The sequence below is a fragment of the Streptomyces deserti genome, from assembly GCF_054782695.1.
Map to the genome: position 1 here is coordinate 203881 of NZ_BAAGRZ010000007.1, position 19462 is coordinate 223342.

Here is a 19462-nt window from a genome sequence, read left to right on the forward strand (position 1 = left end):
GACGATCCTGACCGCTTACGCGGTCGGACCGCCGAAGATGTCGATACGGTCGCCCTCGGCGAGGGTCACGATCGCGCGCTTGGTGGACGCACGCTGGCCGAAGCCGGTGCGGGTCCGCTTGCGCTTGCCCTGGCGGTTGATCGTGTTGACCCCGGTGACCTTGACCGAGAAGACCGACTGGACGGCCTCCTTGATCTGGGTCTTGTTGGCACGCGGGTCGACGACGAACGTGTACTTGTTCTCGTCGAGGAGCGCGTAGCTCTTCTCGGAGACGACCGGCTTCAGCAGGACGTCACGGGGGTCCGTGTACGACTTGCTCAGCGGCGTCTCGACGGTGTTCTTGCCCTCGGTGGCGTGGCGACGCGCCTTCTTCAGCCGCGCCTCCTTGGCCTTCTTGGCGGCCTTCGAGGCGATGGAGGGGTGACGTGCAGCCATCAGACCTCACTCCCTTCGTTGTCATTGGCCTTCGGGCCGGCGACGAAGGACTCGAAAGCGGCCTTGGTGAAGACCACGTCGTCCGAGACGAGAACGTCGTACGTGTTCAGCTGGCCCGGCTCCAGGATGTGGACCTGGGGCAGGTTGCGGGCGGACAGCCACGCGGCCTCGTCGGAGCGGTCGACGACCAGGAGCAGGTTCTTGCGCTCGCTGATCTTGCCGAACAGGCTCTTGGCGGCCTTCGTGGAGGGGGTCTCGCCCTCGACCACGCCGGTGACGACGTGGATGCGGTTGTGACGCGCCCGGTCGGTGAGGGCGTGACGCAGAGCGGCAGCCTTCATCTTCTTCGGGGTGCGCTGCGAGTAGTCGCGCGGCACGGGACCGTGCACGACGCCACCACCGGCGAACTGCGGCGCGCGGGTCGAACCCTGACGGGCGCGACCGGTGCCCTTCTGGCGGTACGGCTTCTTGCCACCGCCGCGGACCTCGCCACGCGTCTTGGTCTTGTGGGTGCCCTGGCGGGCAGCGGCCAGCTGTGCGACGACGACCTGGTGGATCAGCGGGATGCTGACCTTCTCAACGCCGAAGATCTCCGCGGGGAGCTCGACGGTACCGGCCTTGTCGCCCGCCGGCGAAAGGATGTCAACAGTGCTCATCGGTTACCTCAGGCCCCCTTGGCCGCGGTGCGGACCAGGACGAGGCCGCCGTTCGGACCGGGAACCGCGCCCTTGATGAGCAGCAGACCCTTCTCCGCGTCAACGGCGTGGACGGTCAGGTTCTGGGTGGTGACCCGCTCGTTGCCCATGCGACCCGCCATGCGGAGGCCCTTGAACACACGGCCCGGGGTGGCGCAGCCACCGATGGAACCGGGAGAGCGGTGCTTGCGCTGGGTGCCGTGTCCGGCGCCGAGGCCACGGAAGTTGTGGCGCTTCATGACACCGGCGAAGCCCTTGCCCTTGCTCTTGCCGGTCACGTCGACCTTGGTGCCGGCCTCGAACACCTCAGCGGTGATCTCCTGGCCGAGCGTGTACTCGGAGGCGTCCGACGTGCGGATCTCAACGAGGTGACGACGCGGGGTGACGTCGGCCTTGGCGAAGTGACCCTTGAGGGGCTTGTTCACCTTGCGCGGGTCGATCTCGCCGAAGGCGATCTGGACGGACTCGTAGCCGTCGACGTCGTTCGTACGGACCTGGGTGACGACGTTCGGCCCGGCCTTGACGACAGTGACCGGGACGACACGGTTGTTCTCGTCCCAGACCTGAGTCATACCGAGCTTCTCGCCCAGGATGCCCTTGATCTGCTTAGCCATCTCTTCAGATCACCGGCCTCAGAGCTTGATCTCGATGTCGACGCCGGCCGGGAGGTCGAGTCGCATCAGAGAGTCAACGGTCTTGGGGGTCGGGTCGAGGATGTCGATCAGGCGCTTGTGCGTGCGCATCTCGAAGTGCTCGCGCGAGTCCTTGTACTTGTGCGGCGACTTGATGACGCAGTACACGTTCTTCTCAGTGGGCAGCGGCACCGGGCCCGCGACCGACGCACCAGTACGCGTCACCGTCTCGACGATCTTCTTCGCCGAGGAGTCGATGACCTCGTGGTCGTAGGCCTTGAGCCGGATGCGGATCTTCTGTCCCGCCATGGCTACTCAGTAGTCCTGTCTCTCTACAGCTCTGGAACCCAGTGCTCCGGTCTTTCGTTCTCCGACCCACGCGGTCGGGCGTGTCGCGCTCCCACTGACACAGATGTCCCTTGATCGAACATCCCCGCGGGATTGCACACGGCCCTTCCGGAACCGCGAGCCGGGGGCGAAAGGCCCACCGGGTGCCTGGCCGGTGCCGCGCCGACGCTTCCCGGAAGATTCCCGTACGTCCGCCCCAGAGCTGCCTTACGGCAGTTGGAACGACGAGTACTGTGGGACTCGCTTCCGGTCCCCCCGGCGGGAGGCGCGCAGCATCAACACTCGACCGAGCAACTCGGACAGTCTGCCATACGGGGCAGGGGGGACGCCAATCGAGCGGGAGAGAATACCCCGGGGGTGATGTAGGTCAAACCAGGGGCGGGTCAGAGCGTGGGGCGGACGGGTCCGGTGAGTTTCTTCAGGGCCTCGTCGGGGGTGGGTGCCAGAAGACTGACGGTGTCCATTCCGGCGTAGACGGCGCCGTCCTCCGCCATTGCGAGGTACTGGTTCCGGCGATCGGTCATGCCGATCGGGTAGAGGTCGACGCCGGCCTGCTCACCGAGGTCGTCGAGGATCTCGGCGTCCCACCTCGCCAGGAGCGGGTCCAGCCGGAACTCCGTCCACGGCACGGCCTGCGACGGAGCGCGGAGCGGAACTCCCACAGGCCGAACTCGGCGAGGACCCGCCGCGCGGCATCGTGCATCTCGTACTCGCCGGTTTCCAGGTGGATGCCCTCCCACGTCGCCGTGGGGATCTGCCGCCCCGGGAACCAGCCGACGGCCCGCAGCACACGGTCCGTCTCCGCGGGCCGGCGCTGCCCGGCGTCGTCACCCGGTTCCGATGCGTCGAGGCGCCGCCGGAAGGCGTGCGTCCCCGTCGCGGCGTCGGGCGGCCAGAAGTCGTACGGATGACTCCGCTTCCGGCACTCCGCCGGTTGGCCAGGACGCGACGCCTAAGGCGGACGGGTCTCACTGCAGAACGATCCGCTGCGCGTGCGACCAGTCCGAAGGGCACACGAAGATCATCAGGCGACCTCCGCGGCCCACGACGATCCGAGTCGGGGTGTTCGCGTCCGTATCTGCCACGTCACGGTCCTCGATCGGGACCCAGCTGCGGGTTCCCCTGTCCCACTCCCTGCTGTCTACGGTCAGAAGCAGATCCATCGGCTGCCCACATCGACACACCACCTCTTGCGGGCCTGTGACCGGCCAGGGCGCGAATCCACCCACCTTCCAGCCGGGGGGGACCGAGAGGTCGAACTGGTAGCTGACCGCGTCCTCGTCCTCCCAGTCCTCCCACTCGTCCAACCGAGCGCGGATCGAGAAGGGCAACAGGTCGCCCCACTGGTGCTCCCTCACCTGTTCGGGGTGCAGTACACAGGGGTCCGGTACATAGCCGGCCCGTCCGACGACCACGGGTTCCGGCTGGTCGGTCAGGAGCTCGGTCACATCTGCGGCCCTTCGCCAGAACAGATGCACGCCGACGTTCCGCTCCTGACCATGCGCGTCGAACGGACACCAGAAGAGTTGGAGCAGATCGGCGTCCCCGGGAAGCGCGAGGCCTGGCACGTCACGTGTGTAGAGCTGGGCGATCGGCATGAGCGGAATGGGATCCGTGTCCGAGAGCCAGGGCGCGTGCCGCCCCCGGCGGAAGGAGCGGAGCAGCTCGTACTCCTCCTCCGTCGGTCCCGCCGCGAGCAACTGACGCGCCAGGCGGACTTCGCTCAGGCGCTCACCGAACCGTCGCTTGTGCGGTTCGGTGCACTGCGGCCACGGCTTGTCCGCGGGCCACAGAAACGGACCGCCGATGGAGCTGTGCTCCGGTGTGGGCGTCCCCCGTCGTGGGTGCAGTCGCGTACTGACACGTCGGTATTCGGACAGCTCGGGAATCACTGCCTCGATGTCCACGGGACGCTCGGGGGTGGTGCGCGTCATGGTGCTCCTGTTCGTCGGCGATGGGCAGCGTATGAGAAGGCGTCGATCCGCGGAGCGCCGGGCGGTCAGGGATGCAGACCCGGTCTCCTTACAGTCGTCATGCCGTTCTCACGCCTGCGGCCGGATTGTCCAGCCAACCGCTCAACGAAAAGCCCTTGTTGCCGAACGCCTCGAATTCCAGGCGGATCGGGATCGGGTTCATGCCCTCGTAGATGGGTGTCACGTTGTACTGGATGATCTCGTCGTTCCTGGCTGCGGCAGCAACTGGCTCCTCGAACATTTCATACATATGTGGATGATTTGTGGGATTCTGTGTCAGCGTCACGAGGTTGTGAGGTGCGTTGGGTCCCTTGCCCGCACCGCCCAGACAGTTCGCCAGAAGGTGGCCGCGCCCCTCGTTGAACAGCGTCCCGTGGCCTCGCCAGCCCTTGGTCCACATACTCCCTGCTTCCGTGCCTTGCTGAATGACCATTTCCTTGCGAATGCAGGCGGATATGCCGGTCGGGCGACCGAGGTGGTCGGTTCCCTTGTAACGAACGCTGCCTCCCCAGTCGTAGCGATCCGGCCTGTTGGCGTACCGAGGCGCTAGCCCGAGGGGGTCGCATCCCTGCAGCGGATTGGCCACGTAGACGACCGGATTGGGGGCGGGTTCGAGGCCCAGCGGGTCGGGGCTGAAATAGCGGGCCGTCTCGGGGTCGTAATAGCGTTGGAAGTTGTAGTGCAGTCCGGTCTCGGCGTCGAAGTACTGGCCCGGAAACCGCAGGGGTGTGTAGGCGGAGGCGTCCCGGTTCCAGGCCGTGGTTCCCCAGAGGGTGGCACGAGCCCGCCATGCGAGGTCGCCGTTCTCGTCGACGAGTTCGGTCGGTGTTCCGACGAGATCGGTGACGATGGCGAAGAAGCGGGAATCGATCTCCTGGCGGGTGAGAGAGTCCACGCGTCGGTCGGTTTGTGCGACCGGGTGCAGGCCGTCGTACTCCCATGCCGTCACGATCGGACGAGGCAGGTCGGGCCCTGTGAGCTCCTGCTCGGCCAGGTAGGCTCCGTCCCAGGTGAACCGGACCTCTTCGACCACGCTCGCGTTGTCGGTGTCGAGGCGCTGCTTGGCGGTCCGCCGGCCGAGGGGGTCGTATCGGTAGCGCCACACCGTGCCGTCCGGTGTGGTCACAGACGTGAGTCTGTCCTCTGCGTCCCAGGTGTAATGCCACACCTCGGGCTTGCGGGAGAGCCGGGTTTTCCGGCGCATCACCACGCGGCCGGCTGCGTCGTACACGTACCGGACCGAGCCCGCCTGTACAAGTCTGTTGCCCTGGTAGTGCCGGTTGCCTCGGGCCTCGGCGCGGGGGTGCCGGTCCGGCCATTCCGCGTAGGTCTGATTGCCGTTCGCGTCGTAGGCATACCTCTCGCGCCATCCGCGTGCCTCAACGCCGGTCACCCGTCCCGCCGCGTCAAGTTCGAAACGGCGCAGGCCGGCCGGTCCCTCGTCCACGGCGACCAAGTGACCGTCAGAGCGGTAGCTGTACCCGCGCCGCAGCAGGATGCCTGCGGTGTCGGTCACCGTCTGTTCGGCGACGCGGCCCGCGCGGTCCCATGTCCGGGACAGCCTCAGCCCTGCGGGCGAGAGTGACCGGGCAAGCTCACGTCCCGCCGGGTCGTAGGTGAACCGCAGCGTGCGACCGGAGCAGTTCATTGCGGAAAGTTGGCCAGCCGAGTCATACACGTACGACGTCGTCGCACCGCCCGGCGTGACCCGCTGAGTGGGACGGCCCAGCTGATCGTAGTGTCGGCGCAGCACCCGGCCGTCGACGGTCTCGGAGACGGCACGGCCGGCGGTGTCCCGCTCATAGAAGATTTCACTGAGCGGGTTCATCAGCCGCAGCACGCGGCCCAGGGCATCGCGTTCGTAGCGTGTTGTGGTGCCGTCGACCGTCTTGGCAACCGTCCAGTCGAGTGCGTCGTAGGCGTACTCGACCCGCTGACCCACCGCATTCACCCGGGCGGTGAGTCGGCCCGCGAGGTCGTACTCGTACTCGACCCGGCGTCCGTCGAAGTCCCTTTCGGACGTCAGCCGGCCCGCCGGGTCGTACGCGTAGCGCCAGGCCAGGCCCTGAGGGTTGACGACCTTCGTCAGTTGCAAGGTCGCACTGTGCTCGAATTCGTATCGGCTGCCGTCGGGGCGGATCTCGGCCGCCACCACGTCGAAGTGCGTGTACTCGTAGCGGGTCGTGCGGCCTTCACTGTCGATGTGGCTCAGGCAGTTCCCCTCGCCGTCGTACGTCCAGGCCTCCTCGGCTCCGTCCGCCCCCATCCGGCGCAGCAAGTGCCCCTCGACCGACCACCACAGGCGCGTCTCGGCTCCCGTGGGATCCATCACCACGCTCAGCCGTCCGAACGCGTCGTACCGGTACACCGTGGTCGCGCCCAAGGGGTCGACCACCTCTACAGGGAGCCCTGCCGGGTTGTTCCGGACGCGAAGGGTGTTGCCCAGAGCATCCGTCGCCGACACAAGGTGCCCAGCGTCGTCGTAGGCAAAGGTCATCGTGGCGCCCGACTCGTCCGTCACCGACGTGCGGTTCCCGCGCTCGTCGTACGTGTGACGGATCGTCGTCCCGTCCTCCTGTCGGATCAGGACAGGAAGATGGAGGGCGTTGTACTCGGCGGTGGTTTCCAGTCCGTCCGGACGGATGACGCGAGTGGGCAGTCCGAAGTCGTCGTTGACGATGTGGGTGTGGTTGCCGAGCGGGTCGGTATGTCCTGTCACATGATGGAAGCGGTCGTAATCCGTGCGCGTCACAGCACCGTTCGGATCGATCTCCGCGATCACCAGATAGGCGTTGTTGACGACGTACTTGGACACGTGTCCTTCGGCCGTGGTCACCGTAGTGACACGCATTCCCGGAAAGTCCGGGTCCGTCCCTTCGTACTCCAGGGACAGCGTGTAGTGACCGGCCACACCGCCCTCAGCGACGCAGCGGTCCTCATCGTCGTACGTGTAGCTGTAACGACTGCCGTTGGAGTCGGTCCAGGAGACGACACGCAATCTGTCGTCATAGTCGAAGCGCAACTGCAGGCCTGCCGGGCCATGCACCTCGGTGAGGTTTCCGTCGGTGTAGATGTAGCGTCTGATCAAGGCATCGTCGCCGTTCTCAGTGCCGCCGACGAGATACAGGGCTGTGACTCGACCGTCCTCCGTCACGAGCCGAAGGTGGTAACCGGCCGACGAACTGATAGCCGTAGGCACACCCACCTCGTCATAGACGAAGTCGAGGCGACGCCTGTTGCGGTCGGTCAGGGCAAGCAACAGGGCACAGCCGTCGCTGCCCGGCCGCCCGAATCGGAATTCCAGGCCGGCGCACGGATCGGTCACCCGGTACCCGCCGTCGTCAAGTCGAGTGAGCGGCAGGTGCGGTCCGGCCTCCGGCAGAACCGGTTCGTCGCCGCAAGGATGGGGGTAGGAAAACAGTTGACCGTCGTCGGTGACGAAAATGACGCCCTTCTCATCGACCTCAAGACGCTGATCGACGGTGGACGTCCACGATGGACCGAACCACCATCCAGCTCGGTAATCCGACTGAACACGCCGCTGGAAGACAAGGGGGAGGGCACCCGGCAGTTCCACGTCCGTCTGGGGGAGGAACATCATGCCGGTGGCCATGTCGATCGGATCGCTCAGGCCCTTGCGGATCCTCGACTGCATGCGGGCGAAGGCGTCCTTCGACCGCCCCAGCATGCTGCGTGCGCTCTTACCCAGGCCCCGTAGGCCGTGGGCCATGCCCTTCAGCCCCATCTGGCCGAGGCCTTTGAGGCCCTTGGCGAGCCCACCGAGGGTGGTCAGGCCCTTCATGCCGGGTATGCAGTCCAGCGCCGCCAACCCCACGTCCCATAGGGACGCTTGGCCTTTTGAGTATTTATAGAGGGTGTCGGCCAGCACGACCGCGGCGGCGATCAGCACGATCGCCCCCAGGATCGGCCCACCGATGATCATCGCCACGATCCCGACGACCGCGACCACGACCTTGCACACGGCGACGATGGTGTCCCAGTTGTCGGTGAACCAGTCGCCGATCTCCTCCCACCAGGAGCGGTTCTGGATGCCGGCGTCGGACGCCTCGTCGATCTTCGACTTGGCTTCCCGGGCCGCCTCCTCGCGCATCTTGCGCGCGTCCTCGGCCATCTTCTTCGCCGCGGCCAGCGCATCCTGGGCGTCGTTGACGTCCGACTGGGCCTTGGTCTGGGCGGACTTGGCGTGCTGGACGTCCCTCGTCGCGGCCCGCACCTTGGCCTCGTCGGGCTTGTCGGCGTCGGACTTGCTGCCGGTCGGGTCGTCCTTGTACTTGTCGGCCTCCTTCGACGCCCGCGTCACCCAGGAGTCGGCCGAGGCGAGCCTCGACTGCGCCGAGGACAGATCCGCCCGCGCCTCACGCGCCTTGACCAGCGCCCGGTCCGCCAGCGCCTGCGCCCGCTCCAGCTTGGGCCAGAAGTCGGCGAGCGCGTCGCCGCACATGTCGTACGACTTCTTCAGCTTCTTGAGGTTCTTCGGGAGGCCCCCGAACTCCTCCTTGAACACCGCCGCCGACTTGCCCGCCCACTGAAGCAGCGTGTCCTCGTCCGCCATGCCCTTGACCAGACGCAGGGCGTCGGAGACGTCGTCGGCGAACTCGTGCAGGGTCTTGGCGAGCTTGCGCACCCGGTCCGGATCGCCGGGGGTCGGATCCTTGTCCAGGTCCAGGACATGCCAATCCGTCGGCCGGTGCCCCGCCATACCTCGTCCCCCGTCACATGCACATCATCAACAACCGTATGCACACGTGAACTTACCGGGCACGCCAGTTCGATGAAAGATCAGCTCCCGAAGCCGCCAGCTCACCCAGTGATGCCGAGAGTTCAGCCCGTGAAGCGAAACGTCGACGTGATCGCGTCGAAGATGTCGAAGAAGGAGTCCGCGAGGTCCAGCACCTGACTGCTGCCCGCCACCAGGGCCACCTTTCCCTCCTGCTCGGGGACCGGAATGTACGTCTGCATCAGCACGGCCCGGACCGTGCGGTTCAGCGCGTCCCCGGGGACGGGGATGTCCTCGATGCCGTACGTCCGTGCCGCCGGACCGACGCCAGGGATGTCGACCGTGGTCACCTTCCGCCAGGAGTCACCCTCCTTCTTCGCCTCCTTGGCGGCCAACTGCCCAGCAATGACGGCCGGGTCCGTGGACAGCGGCTCGCCGCGCTCGTTGCGCCCGCTGACCAGTGAGACCGTCACCGAGCCGGTGATCGGGGTGTCCCCGCCGAAGTTCTCCGCCATGCAGCCGCAGTACAGCGCGCCCGACTTCCACGCGTCAGCCGCCGCCTTGCGCAGAAAGTCGATGTACGTGTCCCGGTGTGGAGCCAACTCCGGGCGCTGGCGCAGGCGTTCGCTCACCATCCGGCGGATCGAGTCGTCCCGCGACTCCGGCCGTACGTCGAACTCCCACCAGGACTCGGGCACCTTGATCCGGAAACCGCCCCGTTCGACGGTCAGCGCCTCCATGTAGCGGGCCATGACGCCGGCCTCCCCGTTCCACTCGTTCGCTCGATCACTCGATCGCTCGATTGCTTGTGCGCACACATGGTCCCATCGCGCGAGCCACTCGCGCCGGGCGACCCCAGTGGTTCATGAACGTGAATAAGAATCAAGTAGCCGTCTATTGACGTGCTCGCAACAGCCTCTTAACTTCCCAGAAAGCGCTTTCCCATTCCAAGGGCTGAACCGGAGCCCCATCCAGACGAGCCACCTGGAGACGAACGATGCAACGGAGACACGTCAGGAACGTCAGCCCCGTCATCGCATGCGCCGGCCTCCTCGCCGGCACGCTCGTCGCACTGACCGGCAACACGGCGCAGGCCGCCACCACCCGGTACGAGGCCGAGACCTCCCCGGCGGTCTGCACCGGCGCCATCGAATCCGACTGGTCCGGCTACTCCGGCGGCGGATTCTGCAACGGCACCAACTCCACCAGTGGCTACGCCCAGTTCACCGTCAACGCCCCCGCCGCGGGCACGGCCACCCTGCGCGTCCGCTTCGCCAACGGCGGCACCACCGCCCGCCCCGCGGACATCCTCGTCAACGGCTCGACCGCCGCTTCGGCGTCCTTCGAGGCCACCGGCGCCTGGAGCACCTGGGTCACCAAGACCCTCACCGTCTCACTGAGGTCGGGCAGCAACACCGTCCGCCTCAACCCGACCACATCCGCCGGCCTGCCCAACATCGACTACGTCGAGGTCGAGACCGGCGACACGACCACCCCGCCGCCCACCACCAGCGGCACCCTGTACGTCTCCCCCAACGGCACCGACAGCGCCCCCGGTACGGAGTCCAGCCCCACCACCCTCACCTCGGCGCTCACCCGCGTCGCCCCGGGCGGCACCATCTACCTGCGCGGCGGGACGTACCGCTACTCCCAGACGGTCACCATCGCCCAGACCAACAGCGGCACGTCCAGCGCCCGCAAGACCCTGGCCGCCTACCCGGGCGAGACCCCGGTCCTCAACTTCTCGGCCCAGACCGAGGACCCGGCCAACCGCGGCCTCGCCGTCAACGGCTCCTACTGGCACGTCAAGGGCATCGTCGTCGAGCGCGCCGGCGACAACGGCATCTTCGTCGGCGGCAGCAACAACGTCTTCGAGCGCACCATCACCCGCTTCAACCGGGACACCGGACTGCAGCTCTCGCGGATGCTCTCCAGCACCCCCAAGGACCAGTGGCCGTCCAACAACCTCATCCTCAGCGCGGAGTCGCACGACAACGCCGACTCCGACGGCGAGGACGCGGACGGCTTCGCCGCGAAGCTCACCTCCGGCCCGGGCAACGTCTTCCGGTACGCCGTCGCCCACAACAACATCGACGACGGCTGGGACCTCTACACCAAGTCGGACACGGGAGCCATCGGCCCGGTGACCATTGAGGACTCCCTCGCCTACAGCAACGGCACCCTCAGCGACGGCACGGTCAACGCGAACGGCGACCGCAACGGCTACAAGCTCGGCGGCGAGGACATCGGGGTCAACCACGTCATCCGGCGCAGCATCGCCTACAGGAACGGCAAGCACGGGTTCACCTACAACAGGAACCCCGGCTCGATGACGGTGTCGGACAACGTCAGCATCGACAACACCCAGCGCAACTTCAACTTCGAGGCCGGTACGTCGGTGTTCAAGAACAACACCTCGTGCCGCAGCGGCAGCGGCACGAACGACCGGATCGTCGGCAACGCCGACAGCACCAACCAGTTCTGGATGGGCTCGAACGGCTCCCGCTGCTCCTCGTACGCGGGTGCCCTGCGGTGGTCCTTCGCGTCGGACGGCCGCCTGGTGGTGACGTTCGGCGGGTGAGGCGGTGAGGGGGCCGACCGGACGGGCCGGTCCCCTCGTCAGGTCAGTCCTCCAGCGTCCAGAATGGCGAGCCCTTCGGCGGGGCGGGGCGCACCGGCAGCCGGGAGAAGTCGATGTCCGCGTCGACCACCGGGTCACCGACGGGCAGGCGGTCCGCATCAGGGCCGTAGTACGCCCCGTAGGCCCAGTACGCGGGCTCCTCATGGCCCATGAGCTGCACGCTCAGGTGGCCCGTCCCGTCCGTTCCGTATACGACGTTGATCCGGGCGACCGCCTCCGCGCGGGAGATCCCGCACCCTTCCACCAGTACGTCCACCATCTCGCGGAAGTACGCGAGCATCTCCTCCCAGCGCTCGTCGGCGCAGTCGACGTAGCGAGGCTGCTGCACCAGGGTGGCCGCGATCAGCTCCCGGTGGTCGAACTCGGGCCATCGCTCACCCCGGCCCGTGTCCGGCACCGCACTCACGGCGACCAGGTTCATGGCGTGCTCGTCGTCGAGGTTCCTGACGAACCAGGGGCCGGGCGTGGCCGCCGCGCACAGTTCGTCGATGGCGTCCAGGTCGAGGGCGGGATCCGAAGTCATGCCCCAGTGTCATCGCCTCTGCCGGTCGCGGATCACCCGTACAGCCTCTCCATGGCGAATCCGACGAGTTCCTCGATGTCCGTCTCGCGCGGTGTGTCTCTCCGCGTACTCCACTCCGCCAGGAACCAGGCACCGTGCCACTCGACCCGCCACACCTCGCCGTACCTGTTCTCGAACTCGACGAAGCTCCCGGTCCCGCCCTCCATCCACCGCAGTTCCTCCACAAGCCGCCGTGGCTCGGTGAAGCCCAGCCCGGGGTTGGTACTCCCGCCTCCGGTACGCGTATTGGCATACCGCATCTTCAGGAACGGCAACGGCTCCCGGTCGAGGCGGTTCAGCCTCAGCTCTGGTACCTGGTGACGGCCTCTTCCAGCGTTTCACCGCCCGAGAACTCGCAGGCGTACGCCGGGAAGACAAGCCGGACGTGAGGGGTCAGCTCCGGCTTGTCCACCCGGTAGAAGCGGTGGACTTCCGGTGCGATGCCGACCACGGTGTCGAAGGCGTACCCGGTGGGCGGCTCGTAGCCCTCGACCGACCCGAGAAAGGTGTTACGGGCGAAGATCCCACCCTCGTGCTCCCGCGCGAACCGGAGCACGCTGACGGCCAGGTCCTCGTCGTACGACCCCCGGCCGCTGAGCTGCAACAGACGTCTTCCGTCTGCGGAGAGCGCGCCGGCGAAGTCGAACCCCGGTATGCGTGACCAGTGCCAGGCGTCGGAGAGTCCCGCGAGGGGTTCCGCGCCGAGGAACCCGGTCACCGCGGCGCGGATGTCGATGCGTTCAGCCCTGACCGGCTCGATTCCCCACTCGTCGTCCGGGTCCATCTCCCCACCCGGCTCGTCCGCCTCGCTCTTGAGCCGACCCGCCTCTGCCTCGTGCGACATTCCCTGCCCCTCCGTCGTACCGCCGTAGTGCAGCAGCGCCCGAGGACTGAGGCCGGAGCGCGCGTCTGCGCATAGCCTCTCCGCCATGACCCGCACCACCCCACCCCGCCCCCTCGACGTCACGGCCCTCTTCCCCGAGCTCGCACCGCTCGCCCGGACCGCCATACGCCTGCACCCCCGGGCCGGCGCGCCCACCACGGCCGACAGTTCGATCGGCGGACCGCTGCTGTGGCCGGCCGACGAGCCGTGGCCGACCTGTCCGGACCACGGCGGTCCCTGGCAGAGCGGCCTCGTGCCGGAGGAAGTCCGGTTGCGGCGCCGTATCCTCGCCGAAGCGTGGCGCCGGCCCCGTGCCGAAGGCGCCGACCTGCTGACCGCCGAAGAACGCGAGATCGTCGACCGGGCGAGGAAGCGCCGGCGGATACCCCAGACCGAGGGCTCGGCCCCCATGATCCCCGTCGCGCAGCTCTACGCGAGGGACGTCCCCGGGCTGCCCCGCCCGGACGGCACCGACCTGATGCAGGTGCTGTGGTGCCCGTTCGACCACGTGGAGGATTACCTGCCCAGGGCCGAGGTGCGATGGCGGTCGGCCGCCGACGTCGTCGCCCCGCTCGCCGCCGCCCCGCAGCCCTCGGTCATCGGCAACCACGACTACCTGCCCGAGCCGTGCGTGCTGCACCCCGAGCCGGTCACCGGGTACCCGGCCCCGCACGAACTGCCCGAGGACCTCGCGGACCGGATCGACGCCTGGGAGGAGAGCAACGAGGAGAACGCCGACGAGGACCACGAGGACGACGAAGACGGCGGGGACGGCGGGGACGGCGAAGGCGAGAACTTCGTCTGCTACCAGTACGACCTCGGCGTCGCCCCCGGCTGCAAGGTCGGCGGCCACGCCCCGTGGAGCTTCTCCGACCCCTTCCCCATGGCCTGCCCCGAGTGCGGCTCGGACGTCCGCCCCCTGCTCACCATCGACGGCTGTGAGTGGGACGGCGGCAGCGGAAGCTGGCGGCCCATCGAGGACGCCGGCTACACGGGCCACCACAGCGACGGCCCGGCCTGCGCGACGCACCTCAACATCGGGCGCGGCTACTGCCTGCAGCTGTACGTCTGCGCGGTTTCGTACGAGCACCCGGTCTTCCAGAACATGCAGTGACCGGCCCGGTTCGGCCGCACACAGCAAAGGGGCCCGCACGACCGAAGTCGTACGGGCCCCTCAGGCCTTGTCAGGTCAGTTGACCCTCAAGCGAGCAGGACTCACTTGGTGATCTTGGTGACCTGGCCGGCGCCCACGGTCCGACCACCCTCGCGGATGGCGAACTTCAGGCCCTCCTCCATGGCGACGGGCTGGATGAGCTCCACCTTCATCTCGGTGTTGTCACCCGGCATGACCATCTCGGTGCCCTCGGGGAGGGTCACGACGCCGGTCACGTCCGTCGTACGGAAGTAGAACTGCGGGCGGTAGTTGTTGAAGAACGGCGTGTGGCGGCCACCCTCGTCCTTCGACAGGATGTAGGCCTGGGCCTCGAACTCCGTGTGCGGGGTGACGGTGCCCGGCTTGATGATGACCTGGCCGCGCTCGACATCCTCGCGCTTGATGCCGCGGAGCAGCAGACCGACGTTCTCACCGGCCTGACCCTCGTCCAGCAGCTTACGGAACATCTCGATGCCCGTAACCGTGGTCTTGGTCTTCTGCTCCTTGATGCCGATGATCTCGACTTCCTCGTTCACCTTGAGGACACCGCGCTCGATACGGCCGGTGACGACCGTACCGCGACCGGTGATGGTGAAGACGTCCTCGATCGGCATCAGGAACGGCTTGTCGACGTCGCGCTCCGGCTCCGGAATCGCGGTGTCGACGGCGTTCATGAGGTCCAGGACGGACTGCGTCCACTCCTTGTCGCCCTCGAGCGCCTTCAGAGCGGAGACCTTGACGACCGGAACGTCGTCGCCCGGGAACTCGTACTCGGTGAGGAGCTCACGGACCTCGAGCTCGACGAGCTCCAGGATCTCCTCGTCGTCCACCATGTCGGCCTTGTTCAGGGCGACAACGATGTAGGGAACGCCGACCTGGCGGGCCAGGAGGACGTGCTCCTTGGTCTGCGGCATCGGACCGTCGGTCGCGGCGACCACGAGGATCGCGCCGTCCATCTGGGCGGCACCGGTGATCATGTTCTTGATGTAGTCCGCGTGACCCGGGCAGTCGACGTGGGCGTAGTGACGCGCCTCGGTCTGGTACTCGACGTGCGCGATGGAGATGGTGATACCGCGCTGACGCTCCTCGGGCGCCTTGTCGATGTTGTCGAACGGGGTGGCCTCGTTCAGCTCCGGGTACGCGTCGTGCAGCACCTTGGTAATGGCGGCCGTGAGGGTCGTCTTACCGTGGTCGATGTGACCGATGGTGCCGATGTTGACGTGCGGCTTAGTCCGCTCGAACTTCGCCTTCGCCACTGGGGTCCTCCTGTGGAGTGGTTCTGGTACGCCTTACTTCATCGGCGCCAGGTGATCTTTGCTGGATGGCCCGGAGTCCCGGGGCAAACTCCCACGATTGCGGGTGTTTGCCCCACGAGGCTCCGGAGTCAAGCCTAAGGGCTGGAACGCGGGTGAGTTACTCGCCCTTGGCCTTCGCGATGATCTCCTCGGCGACGTTCCGCGGAACCTCGGCGTAGGAGTCGAACTGCATCGAGTAGCTTGCGCGACCCGACGTCTTGCTGCGGAGGTCTCCGACGTAGCCGAACATCTCCGACAGGGGCACGAGGCCCTTCACGACGCGGGCACCCGCCCGCTCCTCCATGGCCTGGATCTGGCCACGGCGGGAGTTGATGTCGCCGATGACCTCACCCATGTAGTCCTCGGGCGTGGTGACCTCGACGGCCATCATCGGCTCGAGGAGCACGGGCGAAGCCTTGCGCGCGGCCTCCTTGAAGGCCTGCGAACCGGCGATCTTGAACGCGAGCTCGGAGGAGTCGACCTCGTGGTAGGCACCGTCGAGCAGCGTCACGCGGACGCCCGTCATCTCGTAGCCCGCGAGGATGCCGAACTGCATGGCCTCCTGGCAGCCGGCGTCGACCGAAGGGATGTACTCCTTCGGGATACGACCACCGGTGACCTGGTTGACGAACTCGTAGGAGGCGTCGCCACCCTCGATCGGCTCGACCGAGATGATGACGCGGCCGAACTGGCCCGTACCACCGGTCTGCTTCTTGTGGGTGTACTCGACCTTCTCGACCGACTTGCGGATGGTCTCGCGGTACGCGACCTGCGGCTTGCCGACGTTGGCCTCGACCTTGAACTCACGGCGCATACGGTCGACCAGCACCTCGAGGTGCAGCTCGCCCATGCCGCCGATGATGGTCTGGCCGGTCTCCTCGTCCGAGTGGACCTGGAAGGACGGGTCCTCCTCGGCCAGGCGCTGAATAGCGACGCCCAGCTTCTCCTGGTCGCCCTTGGACTTGGGCTCGATGGCGACCTGGATGACCGGCGCCGGGAAGTCCATGGACTCCAGGATCACCGGGTTCTTGTCGTCGCACAGCGTCTCGCCGGTCGTGGTCTGCTTCAGACCCATGACAGCGACGATGTCGCCGGCGCCCACCGACTCGATCTCCTCACGCTTGTTGGCGTGCATGCGGTAGATCTTGCCGATGCGCTCCTTGCGGCCCTTGACGGAGTTCAGCACGGCGGTGCCGGACTCCAGGCGGCCGGAGTACACGCGGACGAAGGTGAGCTTGCCGAGGTGCGGGTCGCTCATGATCTTGAACGCCAGCGCCGACAGCGGCTCCTCGTCGGACGGCTTGCGCTTGATGACCGTCTCCGGGTCCTTGACGTCGTGGCCCTCGATGGCCTCGATGTCGACCGGGGACGGCAGGTAGCGCACGACCGCGTCGAGCAGCGGCTGGACACCCTTGTTCTTGAACGCGGTGCCGCAGAAGACCGGGGTCACCGTGGTGCCCTGGCCCTTGCCGGAGGCGATGGTGATACGGCGGATCGCCGCGTACAGCTGCTCCTCGGTGGGCTCCTGGCCCTCGAGGTACAGCTCCATCATCTCCTCGTCGTTCTCGGCGACGGCCTCGAGCAGCTTGCCGCGCCACTCCTCGGCGGCCTCGGTGTGCGTGGCCGGGATGTCGACGGTGTCGTACATCTCGCCCTTGGTCGCCTCCGCGGACCAGACCAGGGCCTTCATGCGGACCAGGTCCACGACGCCCTTGAAGTCGGCCTCGGCACCGATCGGCAGCTGCATGACGAGCGGCTGCGCACCCAGGCGGTCGCTGATCATGTCGACGCAGCGGTGGAACTCGGCGCCGGTGCGGTCGAGCTTGTTGACGAAGCAGATGCGCGGAACGCCGTAGCGGTCCGCCTGACGCCACACCGTCTCGGACTGGGGCTCAACGCCGGCAACGCCGTCGAACACCGTCACGGCACCGTCGAGCACGCGCAGCGAACGCTCCACCTCGACGGTGAAGTCGACGTGGCCCGGCGTGTCGATGATGTTGATGGTGTGGTCGACGTTCTCCAGCGGCCAGTGGCAGGTGGTGGCAGCAGAGGTGATCGTGATGCCACGCTCCTGCTCCTGCTCCATCCAGTCCATGGTGGCAGCGCCGTCGTGGACCTCACCGATCTTGTAGGACACACCGGTGTAGAACAGGATCCGCTCGGTGGTGGTCGTCTTGCCCGCGTCGATGTGGGCCATGATGCCGATGTTGCGCACCCTGGCCAGGTCAAGCGAAGTGGTAGCCATAAGGCTTTCGTCTTCTCTCGGTTCTCGATGGGGTAGCGACTACCAGCGGTAGTGCGCGAAGGCCTTGTTGGACTCGGCCATCTTGTGCGTGTCCTCGCGCTTCTTCACAGCGGCGCCGAGGCCGTTGCTGGCGTCGAGGAGCTCGTTGAGCAGACGCTCGGTCATGGTCTTCTCGCGACGGGCGCGGGCGTAACCGACGAGCCAGCGCAGCGCCAGCGTGTTGGCACGGCCGGGCTTGACCTCGACCGGGACCTGGTAGGTGGCGCCACCGACACGGCGGGACTTGACCTCGAGGGTCGGCTTGATGTTCTCCAGAGCGCGCTTGAGCGTGATGACCGGGTCGTTGCCGGTCTTCTCGCGCAGGCCCTCCATGGCGCCGTAGACGATGCGCTCGGCGGTGGAGCGCTTGCCGTTCAGCAGCACCTTGTTGATCAGGCTGGTCACCAGAGGAGAGCCGTAGACCGGGTCGATGATGACCGGGCGCTTCGGGGCGGGGCCCTTACGAGGCATTCTTACTTCTCCTTCTTGGCGCCGTAACGGCTGCGAGCCTGCTTGCGGTTCTTCACACCCTGGGTGTCAAGCGAACCGCGGATGATCTTGTAGCGAACACCCGGCAGGTCCTTCACACGGCCGCCGCGCACGAGCACGATGGAGTGCTCCTGCAGGTTGTGTCCCTCACCCGGAATGTAGGCCGTGACCTCGATGCCGCTGGTCAGACGCACACGCGCGACCTTGCGGAGGGCCGAGTTCGGCTTCTTCGGGGTGGTCGTGAACACACGCGTGCAGACGCCCCGACGCTGAGGGGAACCCTCGAGTGCGGGCGTCTTGTTCTTCTCGACCTTGTCCTGCCGGCCCTTGCGGACCAGCTGCTGGATCGTAGGCACTACTTCTCCGGTTTCTGTGTGCCGATGGGTACAGCTAACCTGGAACGTCGCCGACCCACGCGGTCGGGTGTGTCGAATCCCGCAGATTCCTGCCGAACGACAGAAAGAGGCGCAGATTACGGTGGCCAGTCACAGCTCCCTATGCGGTTGAAGGCACGCAGGAGAGCCAAGGCACACCCCAGGCACAAGGTCTGAGCGTACCTACCTCATTCGCTGCGGTCAAAACAAATGGGCACCGCCCACCCCGCCGCGCGGCTCATGTCAACCCCCCGCGCCGAGAACGATCTCCGCTCGAGCGATTCACGCACGTCAGCGCCGGGGTCCCGATCTTCGGTGATGCTTGTCGTGTCGTGTGACCTGTCGTACGACCGTCATCCGGACGCGACAGCCACCGCGAACATCAGCGTCAGTACGAGTGCCCAGCCTGCCGTGGCCAACCACCCCAGAACGAGCCCGGTCAACGCGAGCCCGTCACCGCTCTCCCCGGTCCGGCTGATCTCGGAGCGCGCCGCGTGCCCCAGGACGACCGCGGGAATCCCGGTCAGCCCGAAGGTCGGCACACACAGCAGCCCGCACACCGCGGCACCGACCGCCTTCCCGTTGATCTGCGGCCGCGGAGCCGGCAGAAACGTCCGCGGCACCTCCACAACGGCCGCAGGCTGCGGTATGGGCCCCTGCGGCAGGTCGGCGACCAGCACGGCCAGCTCCCCCACCGTACGGGCCGTATACGCCCGCGCGACCCGCTTCTCGAACTCGTCCTGCTGGAGGCGCCCCTCCCCGAAGCCGGCTCTGAGCACGTCCACGGCCCGCTCCCGGTCGGCGTGCGAGGCGAGCATCGCCGGGGCACTGGGGCCCGCCCAGGGCTGCGGCACCCGGCCCTGCCCTTGCTGCCAGGGCTGCCATGACGGATACGGCGGCTGTGACACGGAGGCACCTCCCGGAGCACCGGATTTCCTCCATGATGCGCCGAAGCGGCGC

General features: G+C 67.1%; 18 protein-coding genes and 1 pseudogene. 2 read left to right on the forward strand and 17 right to left on the reverse strand.

Annotated features, from left to right (window positions below):
- Positions 1-15: 15 nt before the first annotated feature.
- From rplW to ACYVMZ_RS15855, 9 genes and pseudogenes are all read right to left on the reverse strand, one after another.
- The gene (gene rplW, locus ACYVMZ_RS15815; protein ID WP_461079915.1) at positions 16-435 is read right to left on the reverse strand and encodes a 50S ribosomal protein L23; all 420 of its coding nucleotides are present in this window, start codon (positions 433-435) and stop codon (positions 16-18) included.
- Entirely contained in the window at positions 435-1091 is a 657-nt protein-coding gene (rplD, locus tag ACYVMZ_RS15820) for a 50S ribosomal protein L4 (RefSeq protein ID WP_461079917.1), read from the reverse strand. Before rplD ends, rplW begins: the two co-directional genes overlap by 1 nt.
- A gap of 8 nt (positions 1092-1099) precedes the next feature.
- On the reverse strand, positions 1100-1744 hold the full coding sequence (gene rplC, locus ACYVMZ_RS15825) for a 50S ribosomal protein L3 (RefSeq protein WP_461079919.1): 645 nt from the start codon (positions 1742-1744) through the stop codon (positions 1100-1102).
- An 18-nt stretch (positions 1745-1762) separates the two neighbouring features.
- Positions 1763-2071, reverse strand: a complete 309-nt coding sequence (rpsJ, locus tag ACYVMZ_RS15830; RefSeq protein ID WP_003948644.1) for a 30S ribosomal protein S10 — start codon at positions 2069-2071, stop codon at positions 1763-1765.
- 422 nt (positions 2072-2493) lie between these two features.
- Positions 2494-2772 carry an SUKH-3 domain-containing protein gene (locus ACYVMZ_RS15835; RefSeq protein ID WP_461079921.1) on the reverse strand — a complete coding sequence of 93 codons (279 nt, stop codon included), beginning with the start codon at positions 2770-2772 and terminating at the stop codon, positions 2494-2496.
- Positions 2773-2828: 56 nt separating this feature from the next.
- Positions 2829-2900: pseudogene (locus ACYVMZ_RS15840) on the reverse strand (hypothetical protein); the annotation flags it as partial.
- Positions 2901-3078: 178 nt separating this feature from the next.
- Entirely contained in the window at positions 3079-3708 is a 630-nt protein-coding gene (locus ACYVMZ_RS15845; protein ID WP_461079923.1) for a hypothetical protein, read from the reverse strand.
- A 433-nt stretch (positions 3709-4141) separates the two neighbouring features.
- Positions 4142-8803 (reverse strand): DUF6531 domain-containing protein, encoded by a 4662-nt coding sequence (locus ACYVMZ_RS15850; protein ID WP_461079925.1) that lies wholly within the window; start codon positions 8801-8803, stop codon positions 4142-4144.
- Positions 8804-8925: 122 nt separating this feature from the next.
- Complete coding sequence (locus ACYVMZ_RS15855; RefSeq protein ID WP_461079927.1) at positions 8926-9573, reverse strand: hypothetical protein; 648 nt, start codon at positions 9571-9573, stop codon at positions 8926-8928.
- 245 nt (positions 9574-9818) lie between these two features.
- Here ACYVMZ_RS15855 and ACYVMZ_RS15860 point away from each other — a divergent pair, with 245 nt between their 5' ends.
- The gene (locus ACYVMZ_RS15860) at positions 9819-11402 is read left to right on the forward strand and encodes a carbohydrate-binding protein (RefSeq protein WP_461079929.1); all 1584 of its coding nucleotides are present in this window, start codon (positions 9819-9821) and stop codon (positions 11400-11402) included.
- A gap of 43 nt (positions 11403-11445) precedes the next feature.
- Here the strand turns inward: ACYVMZ_RS15860 and ACYVMZ_RS15865 are convergent, their stop codons facing one another.
- From ACYVMZ_RS15865 to ACYVMZ_RS15875, 3 genes are all read right to left on the reverse strand, one after another.
- Entirely contained in the window at positions 11446-11985 is a 540-nt protein-coding gene (locus ACYVMZ_RS15865) for a hypothetical protein (RefSeq protein ID WP_461079931.1), read from the reverse strand.
- 32 nt (positions 11986-12017) lie between these two features.
- A complete protein-coding gene (locus ACYVMZ_RS15870; protein WP_461079933.1) occupies positions 12018-12191 on the reverse strand; it encodes a hypothetical protein in 174 nt (57 codons plus the stop codon).
- A gap of 134 nt (positions 12192-12325) precedes the next feature.
- On the reverse strand, positions 12326-12868 hold the full coding sequence (locus ACYVMZ_RS15875) for a hypothetical protein (protein WP_461079935.1): 543 nt from the start codon (positions 12866-12868) through the stop codon (positions 12326-12328).
- Positions 12869-12953: 85 nt separating this feature from the next.
- Here ACYVMZ_RS15875 and ACYVMZ_RS15880 point away from each other — a divergent pair, with 85 nt between their 5' ends.
- The gene (locus ACYVMZ_RS15880) at positions 12954-14021 is read left to right on the forward strand and encodes a hypothetical protein (RefSeq protein WP_461079937.1); all 1068 of its coding nucleotides are present in this window, start codon (positions 12954-12956) and stop codon (positions 14019-14021) included.
- 101 nt (positions 14022-14122) lie between these two features.
- Here the strand turns inward: ACYVMZ_RS15880 and tuf are convergent, their stop codons facing one another.
- From tuf to ACYVMZ_RS15905, 5 genes are all read right to left on the reverse strand, one after another.
- Positions 14123-15316 carry an elongation factor Tu gene (tuf, locus tag ACYVMZ_RS15885; protein WP_461079939.1) on the reverse strand — a complete coding sequence of 398 codons (1194 nt, stop codon included), beginning with the start codon at positions 15314-15316 and terminating at the stop codon, positions 14123-14125.
- Positions 15317-15473: 157 nt separating this feature from the next.
- Positions 15474-17600 carry an elongation factor G gene (gene fusA / locus ACYVMZ_RS15890; RefSeq protein ID WP_461079941.1) on the reverse strand — a complete coding sequence of 709 codons (2127 nt, stop codon included), beginning with the start codon at positions 17598-17600 and terminating at the stop codon, positions 15474-15476.
- A 39-nt stretch (positions 17601-17639) separates the two neighbouring features.
- Positions 17640-18110 carry a 30S ribosomal protein S7 gene (gene rpsG / locus ACYVMZ_RS15895; protein ID WP_355890504.1) on the reverse strand — a complete coding sequence of 157 codons (471 nt, stop codon included), beginning with the start codon at positions 18108-18110 and terminating at the stop codon, positions 17640-17642.
- A gap of 2 nt (positions 18111-18112) precedes the next feature.
- Complete coding sequence (gene rpsL / locus ACYVMZ_RS15900) at positions 18113-18484, reverse strand: 30S ribosomal protein S12 (RefSeq protein WP_003948652.1); 372 nt, start codon at positions 18482-18484, stop codon at positions 18113-18115.
- A 371-nt stretch (positions 18485-18855) separates the two neighbouring features.
- Entirely contained in the window at positions 18856-19410 is a 555-nt protein-coding gene (locus tag ACYVMZ_RS15905) for a DUF1707 and DUF4190 domain-containing protein (protein ID WP_461079943.1), read from the reverse strand.
- Positions 19411-19462 lie beyond the last annotated feature (52 nt).

Coding starts and splice junctions, on each gene's coding strand:
- rplW (WP_461079915.1), bottom strand. CDS start 435: ATGGCTGCACGTCACCCCTCCATCGCCTCGAAGGCCGCCAAGAAGGCC.
- rplD (WP_461079917.1), bottom strand. CDS start 1,091: ATGAGCACTGTTGACATCCTTTCGCCGGCGGGCGACAAGGCCGGTACC.
- rplC (WP_461079919.1), bottom strand. CDS start 1,744: ATGGCTAAGCAGATCAAGGGCATCCTGGGCGAGAAGCTCGGTATGACT.
- rpsJ (WP_003948644.1), bottom strand. CDS start 2,071: ATGGCGGGACAGAAGATCCGCATCCGGCTCAAGGCCTACGACCACGAG.
- ACYVMZ_RS15845 (WP_461079923.1), bottom strand. CDS start 3,708: ATGCCGATCGCCCAGCTCTACACACGTGACGTGCCAGGCCTCGCGCTT.
- ACYVMZ_RS15850 (WP_461079925.1), bottom strand. CDS start 8,803: ATGGCGGGGCACCGGCCGACGGATTGGCATGTCCTGGACCTGGACAAG.
- ACYVMZ_RS15855 (WP_461079927.1), bottom strand. CDS start 9,573: ATGGCCCGCTACATGGAGGCGCTGACCGTCGAACGGGGCGGTTTCCGG.
- ACYVMZ_RS15860 (WP_461079929.1), top strand. CDS start 9,819: ATGCAACGGAGACACGTCAGGAACGTCAGCCCCGTCATCGCATGCGCC.
- ACYVMZ_RS15865 (WP_461079931.1), bottom strand. CDS start 11,985: ATGACTTCGGATCCCGCCCTCGACCTGGACGCCATCGACGAACTGTGC.
- ACYVMZ_RS15870 (WP_461079933.1), bottom strand. CDS start 12,191: ATGGAGGGCGGGACCGGGAGCTTCGTCGAGTTCGAGAACAGGTACGGC.
- ACYVMZ_RS15875 (WP_461079935.1), bottom strand. CDS start 12,868: ATGTCGCACGAGGCAGAGGCGGGTCGGCTCAAGAGCGAGGCGGACGAG.
- ACYVMZ_RS15880 (WP_461079937.1), top strand. CDS start 12,954: ATGACCCGCACCACCCCACCCCGCCCCCTCGACGTCACGGCCCTCTTC.
- fusA (WP_461079941.1), bottom strand. CDS start 17,600: ATGGCTACCACTTCGCTTGACCTGGCCAGGGTGCGCAACATCGGCATC.
- rpsG (WP_355890504.1), bottom strand. CDS start 18,110: ATGCCTCGTAAGGGCCCCGCCCCGAAGCGCCCGGTCATCATCGACCCG.